The following is a 16,118-nucleotide window of genomic DNA, read 5'->3' as shown; positions in this document are numbered from 1 at the left end:
TATTAACTAAAGTGCTCAAATCCCGATTCGGCGAAAGACAATAGCTTGTCACCCCGAGAGATATTGATTTCCTGTGACGTGTTCATTTGACCAATACAGGACGTTTTAATATTGGCATGATTGAGTTCGGTTTCTAACGCAACTCGATTGGTATCGGGTACGGTAAAAATCAGTTGATAATCATCACCCGCCGTCAATGCCAAACGTGCGGCATCTTCTTCCCCTAATCTGTCGATTAACACAGGTGCGATGGGAATATCGTTAACGTCAATATTCACCCCCAGCGTCGATGCCCGACAAAGGTGGGTCACATCCGCCAACAACCCATCAGAAATATCGATAGCTGAAGACGCATATTCACGAATTATCTGACCCGCCAATACCTGAGGCTTTGGGTAGTTGAGCGCTTCCATCGCATGCTGCATTTCCCGGGGCGACAATACCACTTGCTCCCGCAATGCTTGCAATGCAAGACCCGCTTCACCAATTTCGCCGGTGACATAAACCCAATCACCATTGGTAGCACCATGTCGACACAGAGCTTTACCTTTAGGGACGGTGCCTTGCGCAGTTATGGTAACGCTTAAGGGACCGCTGGTCGTATCGCCACCAATCAGTTGTACATTAAAGTATTCCGTCAATTCGAAAATACCCGCCGTAAATTCGGCTAACCACTCACTGTCAACACTTGGCAGGGTTATCGCAACACTGATCCAACAAGGCTCTGCGCCCATCGCAGCGAGATCGCTCAGATTCACCGAAACAGCTTTATGACCGATCGCACGAGCCGGAGTATCTTCAGGAAAATGGACGCCACTAACCAAGGTGTCAGTGGTGATCGCGATATATTTGTGATCGCTGGCGTGGATCAGCGCACAATCGTCACCGATCCCCATGGCTACGTCTTTACGATTCACAGGTTGAGCCGTAAAGAACTCCTTAATAACTTCAAACTCTTTCATAAATTAAGAGTAGCCTTATGATCTAAGGGTTTTTACCGTTTTGTCTAAGACACCATTCACAAATTTGTGGCTGTCATCTGCGGCGAAAGATTTCGCTAATTCAATCGCCTCGTTGATCACGACCTTATACGGCACATCGTCCTGACTGAGTTCATATACGGCAACACGCAAAATCGCTTTTTCAACGTGGTCAATGTCTTCCAATGGACGGTCAACATGGGGACGAATCGCTTCATCCAACCCTGATACATTCGCAGCTACGCCGCGCAACAAGGCTGAAAAGTAATCCGTATCAAGACGACGTTTGGCGTTATCGGCAAGAAAATTTGCTTCGATTTCGCTGATATCGTTATTGGTCAACTGCCAGGAATAAACCGCTTGTACAGCAATTTCTCTGGCTTTACGACGTGGGGATGGTTTCACTTAAGGGTCCGCCTATAGTTGTTCAAGAACATTGACCATTTCAATCGCGCTTAAAGCTGCTTCTGCACCTTTATTGCCAGCTTTTGTACCAGCACGCTCAATGGCTTGTTCAATGGTGTCGGTGGTGATAACACCGAAAGCAACAGGTGTATCGAATTCCATCGCAACCTGGGCCAGTCCTTTGTTACATTCACCAGCAACGAAATCGAAATGAGGTGTACCACCTCGGATCACAGCACCGATGGCAATAATCGCGTCAAAGTCACCTTTTTTCGCCAGGCGCTTCGCCGCAACCGGCAGCTCGTATGCACCAGGAACGCGAACGACGGTAATGTCTTCATCGTTTACCTGACCCTGACGTTTCAATGCATCAACCGCACCTTCAAGTAAGCTTTCAACAATAAAACTGTTAAAGCGCGAAACTACGATAGCGAACTTTTTACCCTGCGCAGCAAAAGATCCTTCAATAACGTTCATTTTTATCAACCTGTCTATAAAAAAATTGTCGGCAATTTTAGCAAAAGCTTTATCAATAAGGTATCGATTTGTTTACCTATAGTATGTTTAAGTGATGAATTTAACGGACAGATTTCGTAAACAATCGGTTTATTTGCTAGAATAGCCTTCTTTTTCAACCCTGAAACTTTCCAAAGTCTAGTTCAAACCCTATGAAATTCTATTTTTCCAGCAACCAAATCGAGGCTTTACAAGCATTTAACCTGCATGATCGTAAGCAAATCATCGACATTGCCGGTAACAAAATTAAGCCGACTCAGAAATTCGTGTTAAACCTGATAAAACTGGCCATTTTGATACCACCATTTATGATGCTGGCCAAAGTGGATTCCTGGATGTTCATCTTGCCACTGATATTCGTTATGGTGGGATATTTTATCGTGCTTCGACCTTTTTCGCTGTATTTCGCCAATCAATATATCGACAAGGCGATACGCGACTTTAAGCGCCAGCAACAAGCATAAATGCGGATTGAGCGTGCTCCTGGTCAACGGAATTAATCGCAACGATAAATCCGCTTAGGAGCACTGCATCACTATAGGTCATCCAACAAATCTTCGAGATCTTCATCCAGTTCCGCTTCTTCATCTTCGTCAATAATAAGCGGCGGATTACCATCATATAATCGGAAAGTAATGTTTTGGAAATAGACCGTTTTGACAAACTCATAAGGATCGGAAGAGTCTTCGAGTAATGCTTCCTGTTCTTCCAGTTGTGCCCGTGTTTCCAGACCAATAATCATATAGCGAGCGACATTAGGCCAAAAATCAATAACCGCCATTGGCCAATACAGGCCATCGATAAGATCTCCGGTTTCATCGCGAACCGAAGAAGGACCAAGCAACGGTAACATTAAATAGGGTCCATCGGGTACCCCATAGTAACCTAGCACCTCACCAAACTCTTCTTCCTGTCGGTCCAGACCAGCATAAGATGCCACATCAAAAAAACCCAGCAAGCCTACGGTGGAGTTAAGCACGAATCGTCCAGTTGTCTGTGCAGCTCGATTGACTTTTAATTGCAACAGACTATTCACTGCGCTAAACGGCTCATTAATATTAAGCACAATATTATAAACGCCAGTTCTCAGTGGTCGCGGCACATAGGTTACGTAAGTTTTTGAGGCGGGCTTTAACACATATTTATCGGCATAATCCCAGTTAAATGTCCAGATAGCCCGATTCACGGGTTCAAGCGGGTCAGAGTATTCACCGTCACCAGAATTAGTTGTTGAACAAGCCGTTAAACCCAGGGTGGCACACACCAGAACAGATTTAGCAAAAGAAAATAGGGAAAATTTCATCCTAGTCGCCTGAAATACCTACGAAAACTTAATTAACTGCGGATTATAACCTGCTTCGTAATAAGCTAGATAGTCAATCTCGCAAAAAACTTGCAAAATAACCTGATAGGATAGCATCTAGCGCTCAAACTCTATGCCATGCTCGCGCATTTTCGCAAGCTTATAGCGCAACGTTCGCGCACTAACACCGAGCCTTTCAGCCACGTCTTTGCGCGAACCATTGCAGGCTTTAAGAGCGTCGAGAATTATCTGAAATTCCTGTTGCTTCAAGCCAGACTCCAAATCTGCCGACGGATTGTTTAAGCTGACAGCGCTTTGCGCTATAGGTGCAGGCATATCACTGACACAAATCTCTTCAATCATTAAATCATCAGCATGAATCATATTGTCTTGGTTGAGAATCAACGCCCTTTGCACGACATTGTCCAACTCCCTGACATTACCTGGCCAATCATAACTAAGCATTTTGTGTTTCGCGGCATCGGAAATCTGTACCGGATGTTGTGGATGGTATTTACGCAACAGATGTTCCGTCAAAGGGATAATATCATCACACCGTTCACTAAGCGGTGGCCAAGTCAACGGAAATACATTGAGACGATAGTACAAATCTTCCCGGAATATTCCTTCATTGACCGCTTGTTTCAGATCCCGGTTTGATGTTGCAATCACTCTCACATCAAGGCTGATGGTCTTACGTCCGCCTAACCTCTCAACCTGCCTTTCCTGGATTACCCGAAGTATTTTTGCCTGTAGTGCCAAATCCATTTCGGTAATTTCATCCAACAAAATCGTGCCATTTTGCGCTTGTTCAAATTTACCCGGACATGCATTAACCGCGCCGGTAAATGCGCCTTTTTCATAGCCAAACAGTGTTGCTTCCAACATATTTTCAGGGATGGCGGCACAATTGATAGCAACAAACGGCTGATCGGCTCGGTGAGACTGATTATGAATATATTGCGACAAGACTTCCTTGCCTGAGCCACTTGGGCCAAGCACCATTACTGAGGCATCAGATAAGGCAACCTTTTTTGCCAGGGCTAATAAGTTGACGCTTTTTTGATCGTGAGCAACCGGTTGATCGGTTAGCTGTTCCGGTTCCGGCAAGTATTGACTGATCATATTGACCAGAACTTCCGGCGCGAAAGGTTTTGCCATGTAATTACTGGCGCCATCTTTCATGGCTTGAACGGCATCATCAATCGTCGCATAAGCGGTCATAATAAGTACCGGTAACTCGGCATAATGGTGTTTGATGTTGCGCAGCAGATCTAAACCTGACATGCCGCCCATTTGTACATCCGTAACGACGATGTCCACAGCGTGCTTTTTAAGCACCAACAAAGCGGATTCCCCACTGTCGGCTTCGACGCATTGGTAATCGGATAACATCAAGGTGTCGACAACCGCTTCTCTTAAGCCAGGATCATCCTCAACCACCAATACCAGACTCTGCTTCATGTCATCCCTTACTTATTTTTCAATTTCCTGGTGCTCAGTTTTAAACTGCGGAAGTTTCAAACAAAATTCTGCACCGCCTGAGGCTTCAGAGCTCAGCTCTACATCACCATGGTGGGCTTTGGCGACAGATTTTACTACAGCAAGCCCCAGACCGGTACCCTGCATTTTTGAGGTATAGAACGGTTCGAATATTTTGTCGTGGTCTTCTGCGCTGATACCATTGCCATTATCTTTGACCCGAACCTTAACCCAATCCCCTTGGGCTTCGATACGAATATCAATATGGGGTTGTTCTTCGATGACTTCTAAAGCGTTCTGCACCAGGTTTTGAATTGCCCCTTCGAGTGCACTTTTATTGGCAAGTAATTTTAACGGCTCACCGTGGACCTGCGCATAATGAATATTATAGGTTGCGCCAGCTTCATCCAGCTGCGCTTCCACGCCGGCGATGGCATCATCTATGATGTTTTTTACCTCAACTACTTCAACAACCTGCTTACCGCCGCTTTTGGCATACAACAGCATATCGTTTACCTGTTGCTCAAGTTCTTGTAATCGGGCGTGTAACTTTTCCTGGAACAGCTGCTGTTTTGCAACCGTCATATTTTTTGCTTTTAAATTGGCGCAATACAACATGGCTGACGATAAAGGCGTGCGAATTTGATGAGCCAAGGTTGACACCATTCGGCCAAGGGACGATAGCCTCTGCATCTGAGAGATCTTTTCCTGCAAAACCCGAGTTTCGGTTAGATCAGTGATTTGGATTAATTGCCCAGTTTGGGAATCAAAGGAAGATATATCAAGCTTTACCCGGCGTCCATTTTTTAAGGAAACTTCATGACCATCATCTGCGCGAGGGTGAAATACGGTTTGGATCACGTCAATCCAATTCTTTGCATGCAAATCGCAATCAAGCAGTTTTCGTGCGGCTTTATTGGCCTTAACCACTTTGCCGTCACCATCGATTATCACAACGCCTGCGGGCATAATATCAAACAATTGATTCAACTGATTGGATTCAAGCATCAATGCACTCAAATCAATGGACTCGCTATTTAAGCTGACGTCAGATTGATCGCCAATTGCGCGCTCTGGGCTGTTGGCTTGCGACAATTCTTGCTCCGCCCCGGCCATAAGGTACCTCTGCAATTATTTTTTATTTATTATTGTCTCGCAAACCAAGAATAAAAGTTCACGTTAGCAGATGCAAATGCAAATCGATTTGCTCACTACAAAACACCATCATAGGGTAAATAGAAGATCAGCAAAAGGAATATCTTTAGATTAGGCAAAACAGGCACTACGCCCGAATTTAGCTTCGATGGTAAGAGATTATGGTTTGAATTGAATGGGCTATGAATATTATTATAACCAAATCGCTCAGCCCGGCAGCTTAGCCGTTGGTCAGCATGCCGGCATATGGAAACGCGCCTATCGTTCGTGAGTATTGTCCCGGCGGACTATACATTGTAAAGGCCTTGCAAGACATTCTCAGACAAATTAAATGCTGTCATCCCTTATCAACAGATTTAACGAAAAATCCACTTGCGTGTTATTTTCTAAGACTAATTGTAGCCTGTTAGATTCCGGATGGGTGGCGACACGAATTATTTTTTGAAACGTGCTTACCGCCAGAGCATGCAATTCCTGACCGAGAATTGAAGACACAATAAAACGATAAGCACCAGGCTCTACCGGTTTTCCGAATCTGTCATCTCCTTGCCAACGGAAAAGTGCCTTCCCTTTTGGTAGATCTCCGAGCGGTATCATTTTAACAATATCACCGCTAGCATTTTGTACATAAACCAATATATGCCGACCTTTTGCCGGTAGCTCTATCTGTCCATGTACGTCCATGGCATCGTCCAGCTCCACTTCGTTTTGCTGAGCTAATAGGTAACGTCCCACCAAAGCGCTGGCTTGAAGTGCAGCACTGGAAGATGAAAATTTTGCCAGAGCATTACCGCAACCCTGCATATGCTGATGATTAAGATTGTTAAGTCTGCCACCCGTATCAGCAAGCATCTGAGCAACGCCAGATTTAATATCTAACGGATCGTCTTCAGCTTCGACTTTTGGCATTGGCAAAATACGCGAGAGTAAATCACCGATTCGAATGACAGTGGTAATAGAGGTTATAAATGACGGTTCAATTCTAGCCATCTAGGGGCATCCTGCCTTTGTTATTTTTATATTTATATTTTTATTTATAGTCATATTGGATTAACAGCTTGGTTGTTCCTGGTGAATTCAATCGGTAATACGTATTCAATAAGAACACAGCATAATCGCTTAATATATCCTTCTAAATTTACATACAATTAACGTGCCAAAAAAACGTCAAAATCACCTAAACAGAGTCCTTTCGGATAAAAAACAACCAAACAAAACAAAATTCCCTGCGTAACCCAAGCGCATGTTCAAAATACATGCGAATATTATTGACGATAGGTGGATAACATTAGGGCGAAAAGTTAAAAAAAGCGTTTTTCGGCGGATATAATTGCAGACATGTATCCATATTTTATTGAGAGGCAATTCATTGCCGCTCGCTTCTATCGGCTGTTTTTGCGCGGTTCGGCAATGATTTGCCGCTCGCTATCCCCTTTCCAATTTTTGAGCATCAGCATTGATTTACCAAGATGAGTTACCAAGAGAGTTTACGTCGGTTTATTATCGATAAGGGTTTCATAAAGAGGTAGTCGCGATTTTGATCTAACTGGTGCAAATTGAAATGGAAACTTAAACAATAAATTGCTTTAATGGAAAGCGTTTACTCAGCTTAGATATTTGCAATATCCAACACAGTCCCCTTAGTTTAATGGATAAAACAAGGACCTCCTAAGTCTTAGATACAGGTTCGATTCCTGTAGGGGACGCCATCAACCTTGCCTTTTAAAAGCAATGCGACCCCAAATAAACGCAAGGTCGTAAAATCTGCAGCTGCAATAATTTGGTTAGGTTAAGGACTTACGGTATGTCGAGATATCATGGATGGAAATATCTCGGCTAAATACATCTCTGTGCAAACCCTCCCTTGCTCCCATCCATGGTACGGGAGGATATGTGAATGGACTTACGGTATGTCGAGATATCATGGATGGAAATATCTCGGCTAAATACATCCCTGTGCAAACCCTCCCTTGCTCCCATCCATGGTACGGGAGGATAAATACATCCCTGTATAAAAAAAAACCTCACATAAAGTGAGGTTTCAAAGAAATTCAAAGCAATTTCTTATTTTTGTTGTTCGGTAACAAGGTTGACTTCCATATCCTGAGAGGCATTTGAGGAAGTAAACATGGCCGATACTCCCAATACCAATACCGCAATAAAAACAGTACTCAGCTTGACTTCCCTTAAAGACGATTTGTTCATTACGTTTGCCTTCAAAAGTCGATAAATTATTTATTAGCAGATTCAATTTATCGTGTTTAATCGCGGGTTACAAGGAGAAACTTGATTAATTAACAAAATAATTTGTAAATTCAAAAAATTGGTCTACTCCTAGTTAAACGATTGTCGGTTTAAAAGCCATATAACGGATGCTATTACATCTATCTAGTACCCTTTATCGCGATCAACGATGTAATTAAGGGTTTGACCAGATTGCAATTTTTTATAGTGTTCGACGATTTGGCTGATAATATTTTGTTGTCGGGTAACGGCGGCAATATGTGGGGTAATCACCAGATTTGGCAGCCCCCAGAATGGATGCTCTTGGGGTAAAGGTTCCGTTTTAAAAACATCCAGACAGGCACTTTGAATAACACCATGTTGTAACGCTTGGTACAAGTCCTCTTCCACCACTGAATTGCCCCGCCCGACATTTATAAATAACGCATGGGATTGCATCTGTTGGAAAAAATTCCGGTTAAATAAATTGTCAGTTTCTTTGGTTGCAGGTAACAGACTGATTACACAATCGGCGTTTGCAACAGTTTCTGCCAAAGCCTCAATACCAAAAACACAAGAATAAACCCGATCGGGCTTTGGGCTGTTACTCCAACCTGTAACTTGATAGCCCCGACTATACAGGTCCATCGCCACCTGATGACCAATCTGCCCTACTCCCAATATTGCAACCGATTTGATCGCAACAGGTTCTCGTTCACACCATTGATTGTTATGTTGTTGACGGCAATACGCGGAAAATTGATATTGAAAATTTAAGATCTGAGCCAGCACGTAGTCGCACATTTGTCGGGTGAGATCCTCTTCAACAATTCGACACACTGGAACATCCGGTAAATCTGCTAAAGCCAGGATGCCATCGACCCCAGCGCCTAGCGAACAGATAGCCTTTAAGTTAGGTAATTGCGACAATAAATTTTCCGGACTCTTCCAGGCAACAACGAATTCAATCGCCGCTAAATCCGTCAATGTAGGCCAAACCTGAATTTCGACACCCGGTAAAGCGTCCGATAAACCAGACCGTAACGCTTCAACATCCCGGCCCTGAATAATTAATGCGATTGCCATAAACACACCCTACTGTTAATTCGCGGTGAAGCTCAGAGAAACGGTCAATCTAGATTAAAACAACACGTCATCCGATTCATCCCAACCAATATAAAGAAAACTTTCAACCACCACTACAAAAAACTATGCAGTAACGCAACACCCTGTTTTTACTCGTCATAAACCTTAAAACTGCCACGCAACAGGTGGCCGATGACAAATCTATAACAGGACAAACCAGTCATAGATGAAAAAAATCTACACAATTTCATTGCACCTAACTGCCAGGTAAGGGAAAATACCCCGGATTTTTTACCAGGTCATCACAGAACCCATGTGCAGACCAAGAGCGATAATAGGCATAAATGATATGGCTCGTCTATAGTTCATCTAAATGCTGAACAAGACTATCGTACCGATTTTTTTCTACTTAAAATGAAAGGTCGATGCTGTGACCTTTGAATTATGACAATAAAAATTGCAATAAATGGCTTTGGCCGAATTGGTCGCTCTATCTTGCGGGCTTTGTATGAAAGTGGCCGTACTGACGAATTTCGTATCGTCGCGATTAATGAATTAGCAAAGCCTGAAGGTATTGCGCATTTATTAAAGTATGATACCAACCATGGCCGTTTCTCTTTTGACGTGTCGTTATCCCATGGCTACTTGAATGTCGATGCCGATGCCATTGCCCTTATTCACCAACCTGACATTAGCGGCCTTCCCTGGGAAGAGCTGGGTGTTGATATCGTATTGGATTGTACCGGTGTGTATCAAGGCAAACATGAAGCACTAAAGCACATCGAGCAAGGCGCTAAGAAGGTATTGTATTCGCAGCCTGCATACAATGACGTCGATAAAACCATTATCTATGGTATAAATCATCAGACGCTCGAGCATGATGATCAAATAATTTCCAATGGTTCTTGTACCACCAATTGTATCGTGCCGGTTATTCAGGTCCTTGATGACGTTTTCGGTGTTCAAAAAGGCACGATAACCACCATACATTCATCAATGCATGACCAACAGGTGATCGATGCCTATCACGATGATTTACGACTCGCCAGAGCCGCAAGCCAATCCATCATTCCGGTAAACACCAAACTCGCCGCGGGTATCGAGCGAATTTTACCTAAATTTGCCGGTCGATTTGAAGCCATCGCGGTACGTGTACCAACCGTCAATGTAACAGCGATGGATTTAAGCGTAACGCTAAATACCGATGTCGATATTGATGTCGTAAACGCGGCACTAAACAACGCCCAACAAGGCGTATTAAAAGGCATTCTCGGTTTTACTACTGAACCGTTAGTTTCCTCGGATTTTAATCATGATCCACACTCTTGCATTATCGATGGTAATCAAACACGTGTCAGTCACAACCGTCTGGTTAAACTACTGGTGTGGTGTGATAACGAGTGGGGCTTTGCCAATCGAATGCTCGATACAACATCAGCCATATTTAATATCGCCGATTAGCCCGTCGCTCAACGACAGGTAAATCGGTGTCATCAAAAATTTGTAGCTTAATGGAGAAAACTCATGTCTGTCATCAAAATGACTGAACTTGACTTAGCGAACCAACGGGTACTTATCCGTGAAGATTTAAACGTTCCGGTAAAAGATGGAAAGATCACCTCGGATGCCAGATTAAAGGCCGCTTTGCCAACAATTAAACTTGCTTTGGAAAAGGGCGCAAACGTTATGGTGATGTCGCACCTCGGCCGCCCGGTTGAAGGTGAGTACGATGCCCAGTTTTCCTTGCAACCTGTTGCCGAATATTTGCAAAACGCGCTAAATGTTCCAGTGCGTCTCGTGACAGACTATTTAGACGGTATTGAGCAACAACAAGACGAAGTACTGCTGTTCGAAAACATTCGCTTTAATCAAGGCGAGAAAAACAACGATGCCCAGCTTTCCAAGAAACTGGCAGCCCTTTGTGATGTCTTTGTGATGGACGCTTTCGGTACCGCTCATCGCGCTCAGGCAAGCACTTATGGTGTGGCACAATTTGCGCCTATTGCTTGTGCAGGTCCATTATTGGCCAATGAACTATCAGCATTAACCAAAGCATTAGACAACCCTGCCCGCCCTATGGTTGCGATTGTTGGTGGTTCAAAAGTATCAACCAAGCTGACGGTATTAGATTCTTTGTCCAGTGTGGTGGATCAATTAATTGTCGGCGGTGGTATCGCCAATACGTTTATTGCTTCTCAAGGGCACAGCGTAGGCAAATCTTTATACGAAGCCGACTTAATCGACGAAGCGAAACGCTTAACCGATGCCGCCCAACAAGCTGGTGGTGATATTCCAATTCCAACCGATGTTATCGTTGCCAGTGAATTTTCTGAATCAGCAGCGGCCACAACCAAATCCGTATCTGAAGTCAGTGATCAAGACATGATTTTTGATATTGGCCCGGATTCGGCTAATACTTTAGCTAACATCCTGGAAAATGCTGGCACTATCGTTTGGAATGGTCCCGTTGGCGTATTTGAGTTTGATCAGTTTGGTAAAGGCACCGAAATCGTTGCCAAAGCCATTGCTAAATCGAAGGCATTTTCCATAGCCGGTGGTGGCGACACATTAGCCGCTGTCGATAAATATGGTATTGCCGATAACGTTTCTTACATTTCAACCGGTGGTGGTGCCTTTCTTGAATTCCTGGAAGGGAAGAAGTTACCCGCAGTAGCCATCCTTGAAGAACGCGCATCACAACTAAAATAATTAAAATAATCGTGTGGCGAAAACAAAAGAAAAACGAGTGGCGGTTTAACCGCCCTTTTATTATTGCAGGAGAATTTCTATGCCTTTAATTTCCATGCGTCAAATGCTGGATCATGCAGCGGAGCACGACTATGGTATCCCCGCGTTTAACGTAAACAACCTGGAGCAGGTTCGCGCGATTATGATGGCCGCAAGCGCCACCAACAGTCCCGCGATTTTACAAGCGTCAGCAGGTGCCCGAAAATATGCCGGTGCGCCATTTTTGCGTCATTTAATTCAAGCCGCTATCGAAGAGTTTCCCGAGATCCCTGTGGTAATGCATCAGGATCACGGAACATCACCAGCGGTTTGTCAACGCTCAATTCAGTTAGGCTTTTCGTCTGTGATGATGGATGGCTCTTTAATGGATGATGGTAAAACCCCGTCCAGCTATGAATATAACCTGGAAGTCACCCAGCAAACCGTTGCCATGGCGCACGCCTGTGGTGTCAGTGTCGAGGGAGAGCTCGGGTGCCTTGGTTCTCTGGAAACCGGTATGGCGGGTGAAGAAGATGGTGTTGGTGCCGAGGGTGTGCTTAGCCATGACCAGTTGTTAACCGATCCTGAAGAAGCGGCAGATTTTGTCGCAAAGACCCAGGTAGACGCCTTAGCAATCGCATGTGGTACATCCCATGGCGCGTATAAATTTACCCGCCCACCGACAGGCGACATTCTCGCCATTGACCGCATAAAAGAAATCAATCGTCGTATTCCAAACACCCATTTGGTTATGCACGGTTCGTCGTCGGTCCCTCAGGATTGGTTGGCCATTATCAATGAATTTGGTGGTGCCATCCCGGAAACGTACGGCGTTCCGGTTGAACAAATCCAGGAAGGTATTAAAAATGGCGTCCGTAAAGTAAATATCGATACCGATCTACGTTTGGCTTCCACCGGCGCTATCCGACGTTTTTTGGCTGAAAATCCGAGTGAATTTGATCCGCGTAAGTACCTGACAGTCAGCACTCAGGCAATGTATGAGATCTGTAAAGCGCGCTACGAAGCGTTCAACACGGCAGGACAAGCCAGTAAGATCAAGCCAGTTTCATTAGATGACATGGCTTTAAAATACGGCAAAGGTGAGTTAAACGCACTGATCAAGTAAACGAACTTTGAACGTTCGTTAGCGCTAATACTTTTTAGCTCAATCCGAAAAAACCGCGAGCAGTCGTCAATTAATTGACGACTGCTCGTTTTTTTTCGATATAATGGCGCTAACCCCCAAATAACAAAACCAAAAGGCTGGTGGTTAACATCAGTTAAAGGCTATGAACAAAATAATAACTTTAATTGGCTTATACGCCCTTTCTTTACCATTATTGGCTGCTCAGGATTCTGAAGCCATATCCGAAGCCAATGAAGCATTGGTTCGCTCGCTCTACAATGAAAAAGAGCCAACGTGTTATAACTTCACCGATGAAATTCCACCAGAAAAATATATCGCGCTGCCCGAGTGTAACAATATTCCTTCGTCATTTAGCGGCGCTTTTGAAATTGGTGCTTTTTTCAAGACCGATGTCAGAAATTCTGCGTTTGCAAAAACCGGATTAGATTTGGATCATGAACGTGGAAAATTAAGAACCAATGTGCGTCTTGATTTATTTATTCGTAAAACAGAGCAAACCGATTCACAGACCAACGAAACTGATTATGAAACCACTGACCAAAAATGGTCCTCGACCGTTCAAAGTAATTACACCTTTGAACGAGGTGGTAAAAACTATGGTTTCGGATTTGGTTCATACGAAGATGACCGTTTCAATGGTTTCGAATATCAAAGTTCCGTCGCTGCCGGTTGGGGTCGCCGTTGGTTTGAAGACGATATTTCATATTTTGATGCGGAAATTGGTCCGGGTTACAAAATTGATGAACTGACCAACCCAGGTCCTGAAGAAGAGAAAACTCAAAAAGCATTCATTGTTCGTACCGCAGCAACGTACGAAACCCGCGTATTCGAATCGATTCAGTTTAAACAAATTGTGAGTGCGGAATTCGCGCCAAGAGCTGGCGAAAGCAGTAAATATAAATCGATAACGGCATTCAGTACTCAGTTGATTGATGCATTAGCACTCAAGTTTGCATTTACCGTGGATTACAATAGTAAAGTTCAGGGAAACATCCAAAAAACCAGAACCGAAACATCACTTACATTGGTTTATAGTATTTAGAAGCGCACAAGGTAATCTCACAACGAGCAAGGGTATTTCATGAATTTAGCCGACATCGATTTAAACCTGCTCGTTGCCTTCGATATCTTACTGCGAGAAAAAAACGTCAGCCGCGCAGCAGCACAACTCAATATTACCCAACCGGCAATGAGCAGCAACCTTAAACGCTTGCGCAAACTTCTCAATGATCCGGTTCTGGTGAGAACGTCCGAGGGAATGCAGCCGACCGAAAGGGCGCGAAAGCTAGCCCCAAAACTTCGAAAAATCCTGCTCGATTTAACCGACGCTCTGCAAAAGGTGGATAGTTTTGATCCGCAGGCAAGTCAGCGGTTGTTTCGTATTATGGCCAGTGACTATGCCGCTTCAACCCTGTTGCCATCATTACTCAATCAACTCAATGAACTTGCCCCCGGGATCACTCTGGATATCATGACGCCTAGTGATGTAGATTTTGTTGATGTGGAAAATGGTAAGATAGATATGGCCATTAATCACTTCGAAAAGCTGCCTCAGTCGTTTCACCAAAAAGTGCTTTGGCAAGACAGCTTTTCCTGTATCACCCATTGCGACACCCCTCTTACCTCACCGCTTACCCTTGAAAACTACCTTAAAGCGCAGCATGTCTGGGTGTCAAAAACTGGGTTTGGAGTCGGTGTTGGTATGAATCCCAAAGATGTGCAAAAACTCGGCTGGGTTGATGAAGCTTTGGCGAAGATTGGCCATAAACGTAAAATAAAACTGTTTACCCGAAATTATCAGGTTGCGATGCAACTAGCCCACGATGACCGGTTATTAGCTACCTTGCCTAGCAAAGCGGCAAACATTCATGCATCGCATCCCAACTACAGAGTACAAAACCCGCCCTTTTCAATACCTGACATCGAATTGAAAATGATTTGGAGTCCACTTATTCATCACGAGCCAAGCCATATCTGGCTCAGGCAGCAGGTCATAGAAGCTGCGAAACTCGTTTAACAATCACTCCTCTAGCGGGCAGAACGCCTTTATAGCGTATGGTTGCTAAGGCTTATACCCTAACTCTGAGTTGTGCACAAACTTAATGTGATTGGTATTAATCCCTCTTGTTAACTCGCCTGTAACGACTCGCGGCAAATAAAGCCCCTATCGCAAATAACACTATGCTGCCTGGCTCTGGCACCGACTGTGTTGGAGGCCCGGTTTCACCTGGACCATTTCCGTCCGGATTACCACCATCACCGCCACCCGGAATAGTCGGTCCGGTCAAGTCGCCGCCACTACCATCGGGAACTCGGGTATAAATCGAGGTAATAAAGACTTCTGCTTCGCTTGCGGCGCCTGAGTAATCAAAGTTTACTTCCAGATATGGGGCGATAGTTAACGGGTTGGCATCGGCGTTATTGCCAATTATAAATAGGGTGCCGCCCTGCTCCGCGTGCTTGACCTGATACTCCAGCCCTGTAATGTCCAATTCTTCACCTTGATAGAGGAAGGTAAATTGTAAAAATTCACCGATCCCAAGAATGTCCATAGGCTCATTGCTACAACCACGGTTGCCTTTGCAAACCAGTAAACCATTAGCAGGGTCGAGCAATTCTTGAAAATTAGCGGGATTATCAATACTAAGACTCAGTCCAGGTTCGATAATATCTAACGGTAGGGAAAAGTTTTGAGAATTACTTATAAGGATGCGTTGGTTTGCCAACTTTTTGAAGTCAACAAGTTGTACGAGCTCCGCCAAAGTACCAGAGCTGAATACGACCAACAGCGTTAATAGGCAAATCCTGAAAACGTTAATCAATTTCATATTACAACTCCAAACATCGGGATATGAAAACAGCGATAAAACAACGTTTATTAATTTTTTACCCCGCAAGTATAGTACAAAATAGAAAAATCAATTTTGACAACGACTTGTTCAATCGTAAGCCCCCTTTAATCTGTGCAGGATACAGGGAAAAATCAGGTGTTCATTAGATATCAGTAAAGACTGAGGGTAATACCAATCACATTAAATTATTGCTCACTCAGTGAGAATTTAAAGGCTTTTAGACAAGGCTTTGATTGCAGAGA

Annotated in this window: 16 protein-coding genes and 1 tRNA gene; 7 read left to right on the top strand and 10 right to left on the bottom strand. The window is 44.1% G+C overall.

What is annotated here, in order from left to right:
- Window positions 1-2 precede the first annotated feature (2 nt).
- Genes thiL through ribH form a run of 3 tightly spaced genes read right to left on the bottom strand, consistent with a single transcriptional unit; the run spans window position 3 to window position 1,862 of the window.
- Window positions 3-962: a thiamine-phosphate kinase gene (gene thiL / locus ACHUFQ_RS09035; RefSeq protein ID WP_394174891.1), complete on the bottom strand. Its 960-nt coding sequence runs from the start codon at window positions 960-962 to the stop codon at window positions 3-5.
- 15 nt (window positions 963-977) lie between these two features.
- The gene (nusB, locus tag ACHUFQ_RS09030; RefSeq protein ID WP_394174889.1) at window positions 978-1,385 is read right to left on the bottom strand and encodes a transcription antitermination factor NusB; all 408 of its coding nucleotides are present in this window, start codon (window positions 1,383-1,385) and stop codon (window positions 978-980) included.
- A 12-nt stretch (window positions 1,386-1,397) separates the two neighbouring features.
- Window positions 1,398-1,862, bottom strand: coding sequence for a 6,7-dimethyl-8-ribityllumazine synthase (gene ribH, locus ACHUFQ_RS09025; protein WP_394174888.1), 465 nt, complete (start codon window positions 1,860-1,862; stop codon window positions 1,398-1,400).
- 191 nt (window positions 1,863-2,053) lie between these two features.
- On the opposite strand from ribH, the gene ACHUFQ_RS09020 reads away from it, so the two are divergent.
- A complete protein-coding gene (locus tag ACHUFQ_RS09020; RefSeq protein ID WP_394174886.1) occupies window positions 2,054-2,365 on the top strand; it encodes a DUF6170 family protein in 312 nt (103 codons plus the stop codon).
- Window positions 2,366-2,436: 71 nt separating this feature from the next.
- On the opposite strand, the gene ACHUFQ_RS09015 is transcribed toward ACHUFQ_RS09020, so the two are convergent.
- From ACHUFQ_RS09015 to ACHUFQ_RS09000, 4 genes are all read right to left on the bottom strand, one after another.
- The gene (locus ACHUFQ_RS09015) at window positions 2,437-3,204 is read right to left on the bottom strand and encodes an MlaA family lipoprotein (protein WP_394174885.1); all 768 of its coding nucleotides are present in this window, start codon (window positions 3,202-3,204) and stop codon (window positions 2,437-2,439) included.
- A 117-nt stretch (window positions 3,205-3,321) separates the two neighbouring features.
- Window positions 3,322-4,668 carry a sigma-54-dependent transcriptional regulator gene (locus ACHUFQ_RS09010; RefSeq protein WP_394174883.1) on the bottom strand — a complete coding sequence of 449 codons (1,347 nt, stop codon included), beginning with the start codon at window positions 4,666-4,668 and terminating at the stop codon, window positions 3,322-3,324.
- 12 nt (window positions 4,669-4,680) lie between these two features.
- A complete protein-coding gene (locus tag ACHUFQ_RS09005; RefSeq protein ID WP_394174882.1) occupies window positions 4,681-5,802 on the bottom strand; it encodes a sensor histidine kinase in 1,122 nt (373 codons plus the stop codon).
- A gap of 366 nt (window positions 5,803-6,168) precedes the next feature.
- Window positions 6,169-6,831 (bottom strand): flagellar hook assembly protein FlgD, encoded by a 663-nt coding sequence (locus tag ACHUFQ_RS09000; protein ID WP_394174880.1) that lies wholly within the window; start codon window positions 6,829-6,831, stop codon window positions 6,169-6,171.
- Window positions 6,832-7,475: 644 nt separating this feature from the next.
- Here ACHUFQ_RS09000 and ACHUFQ_RS08995 point away from each other — a divergent pair.
- Window positions 7,476-7,550, top strand: a tRNA-Arg gene (locus ACHUFQ_RS08995).
- 355 nt (window positions 7,551-7,905) lie between these two features.
- On the opposite strand, the gene ACHUFQ_RS08990 is transcribed toward ACHUFQ_RS08995, so the two are convergent.
- Window positions 7,906-8,046 carry a hypothetical protein gene (locus ACHUFQ_RS08990; RefSeq protein ID WP_394174878.1) on the bottom strand — a complete coding sequence of 47 codons (141 nt, stop codon included), beginning with the start codon at window positions 8,044-8,046 and terminating at the stop codon, window positions 7,906-7,908.
- A gap of 183 nt (window positions 8,047-8,229) precedes the next feature.
- Window positions 8,230-9,150 carry a 2-hydroxyacid dehydrogenase gene (locus ACHUFQ_RS08985; RefSeq protein WP_394174876.1) on the bottom strand — a complete coding sequence of 307 codons (921 nt, stop codon included), beginning with the start codon at window positions 9,148-9,150 and terminating at the stop codon, window positions 8,230-8,232.
- 444 nt (window positions 9,151-9,594) lie between these two features.
- Here ACHUFQ_RS08985 and epd point away from each other — a divergent pair, with 444 nt between their 5' ends.
- The 5 genes from epd (at window position 9,595) to ACHUFQ_RS08960 (ending at window position 15,041) form a co-directional block, all read left to right on the top strand.
- A complete protein-coding gene (gene epd / locus ACHUFQ_RS08980; RefSeq protein WP_394174875.1) occupies window positions 9,595-10,611 on the top strand; it encodes an erythrose-4-phosphate dehydrogenase in 1,017 nt (338 codons plus the stop codon).
- Between the two features lie 63 nt (window positions 10,612-10,674).
- The gene (locus ACHUFQ_RS08975) at window positions 10,675-11,859 is read left to right on the top strand and encodes a phosphoglycerate kinase (RefSeq protein WP_394174873.1); all 1,185 of its coding nucleotides are present in this window, start codon (window positions 10,675-10,677) and stop codon (window positions 11,857-11,859) included.
- Between the two features lie 79 nt (window positions 11,860-11,938).
- Window positions 11,939-13,003 (top strand): class II fructose-bisphosphate aldolase, encoded by a 1,065-nt coding sequence (gene fba, locus ACHUFQ_RS08970; protein WP_394174871.1) that lies wholly within the window; start codon window positions 11,939-11,941, stop codon window positions 13,001-13,003.
- Between the two features lie 163 nt (window positions 13,004-13,166).
- A complete protein-coding gene (locus ACHUFQ_RS08965) occupies window positions 13,167-14,066 on the top strand; it encodes a DUF481 domain-containing protein (RefSeq protein ID WP_394174870.1) in 900 nt (299 codons plus the stop codon).
- A gap of 39 nt (window positions 14,067-14,105) precedes the next feature.
- Entirely contained in the window at window positions 14,106-15,041 is a 936-nt protein-coding gene (locus ACHUFQ_RS08960) for a LysR substrate-binding domain-containing protein (protein ID WP_394174868.1), read from the top strand.
- Between the two features lie 97 nt (window positions 15,042-15,138).
- Here ACHUFQ_RS08960 and ACHUFQ_RS08955 read toward each other — a convergent pair whose 3' ends face one another.
- The gene (locus tag ACHUFQ_RS08955) at window positions 15,139-15,852 is read right to left on the bottom strand and encodes a PEP-CTERM sorting domain-containing protein (protein WP_394174866.1); all 714 of its coding nucleotides are present in this window, start codon (window positions 15,850-15,852) and stop codon (window positions 15,139-15,141) included.
- Window positions 15,853-16,118 lie beyond the last annotated feature (266 nt).

This window comes from Thalassotalea litorea (assembly GCF_043642205.1).
Lineage (GTDB): Bacteria > Pseudomonadota > Gammaproteobacteria > Enterobacterales > Alteromonadaceae > Thalassotalea_A > Thalassotalea_A litorea.
Note: the sequence above shows the minus strand (reverse complement) of the source record. Positions and strands in the feature narration are given on the sequence as shown.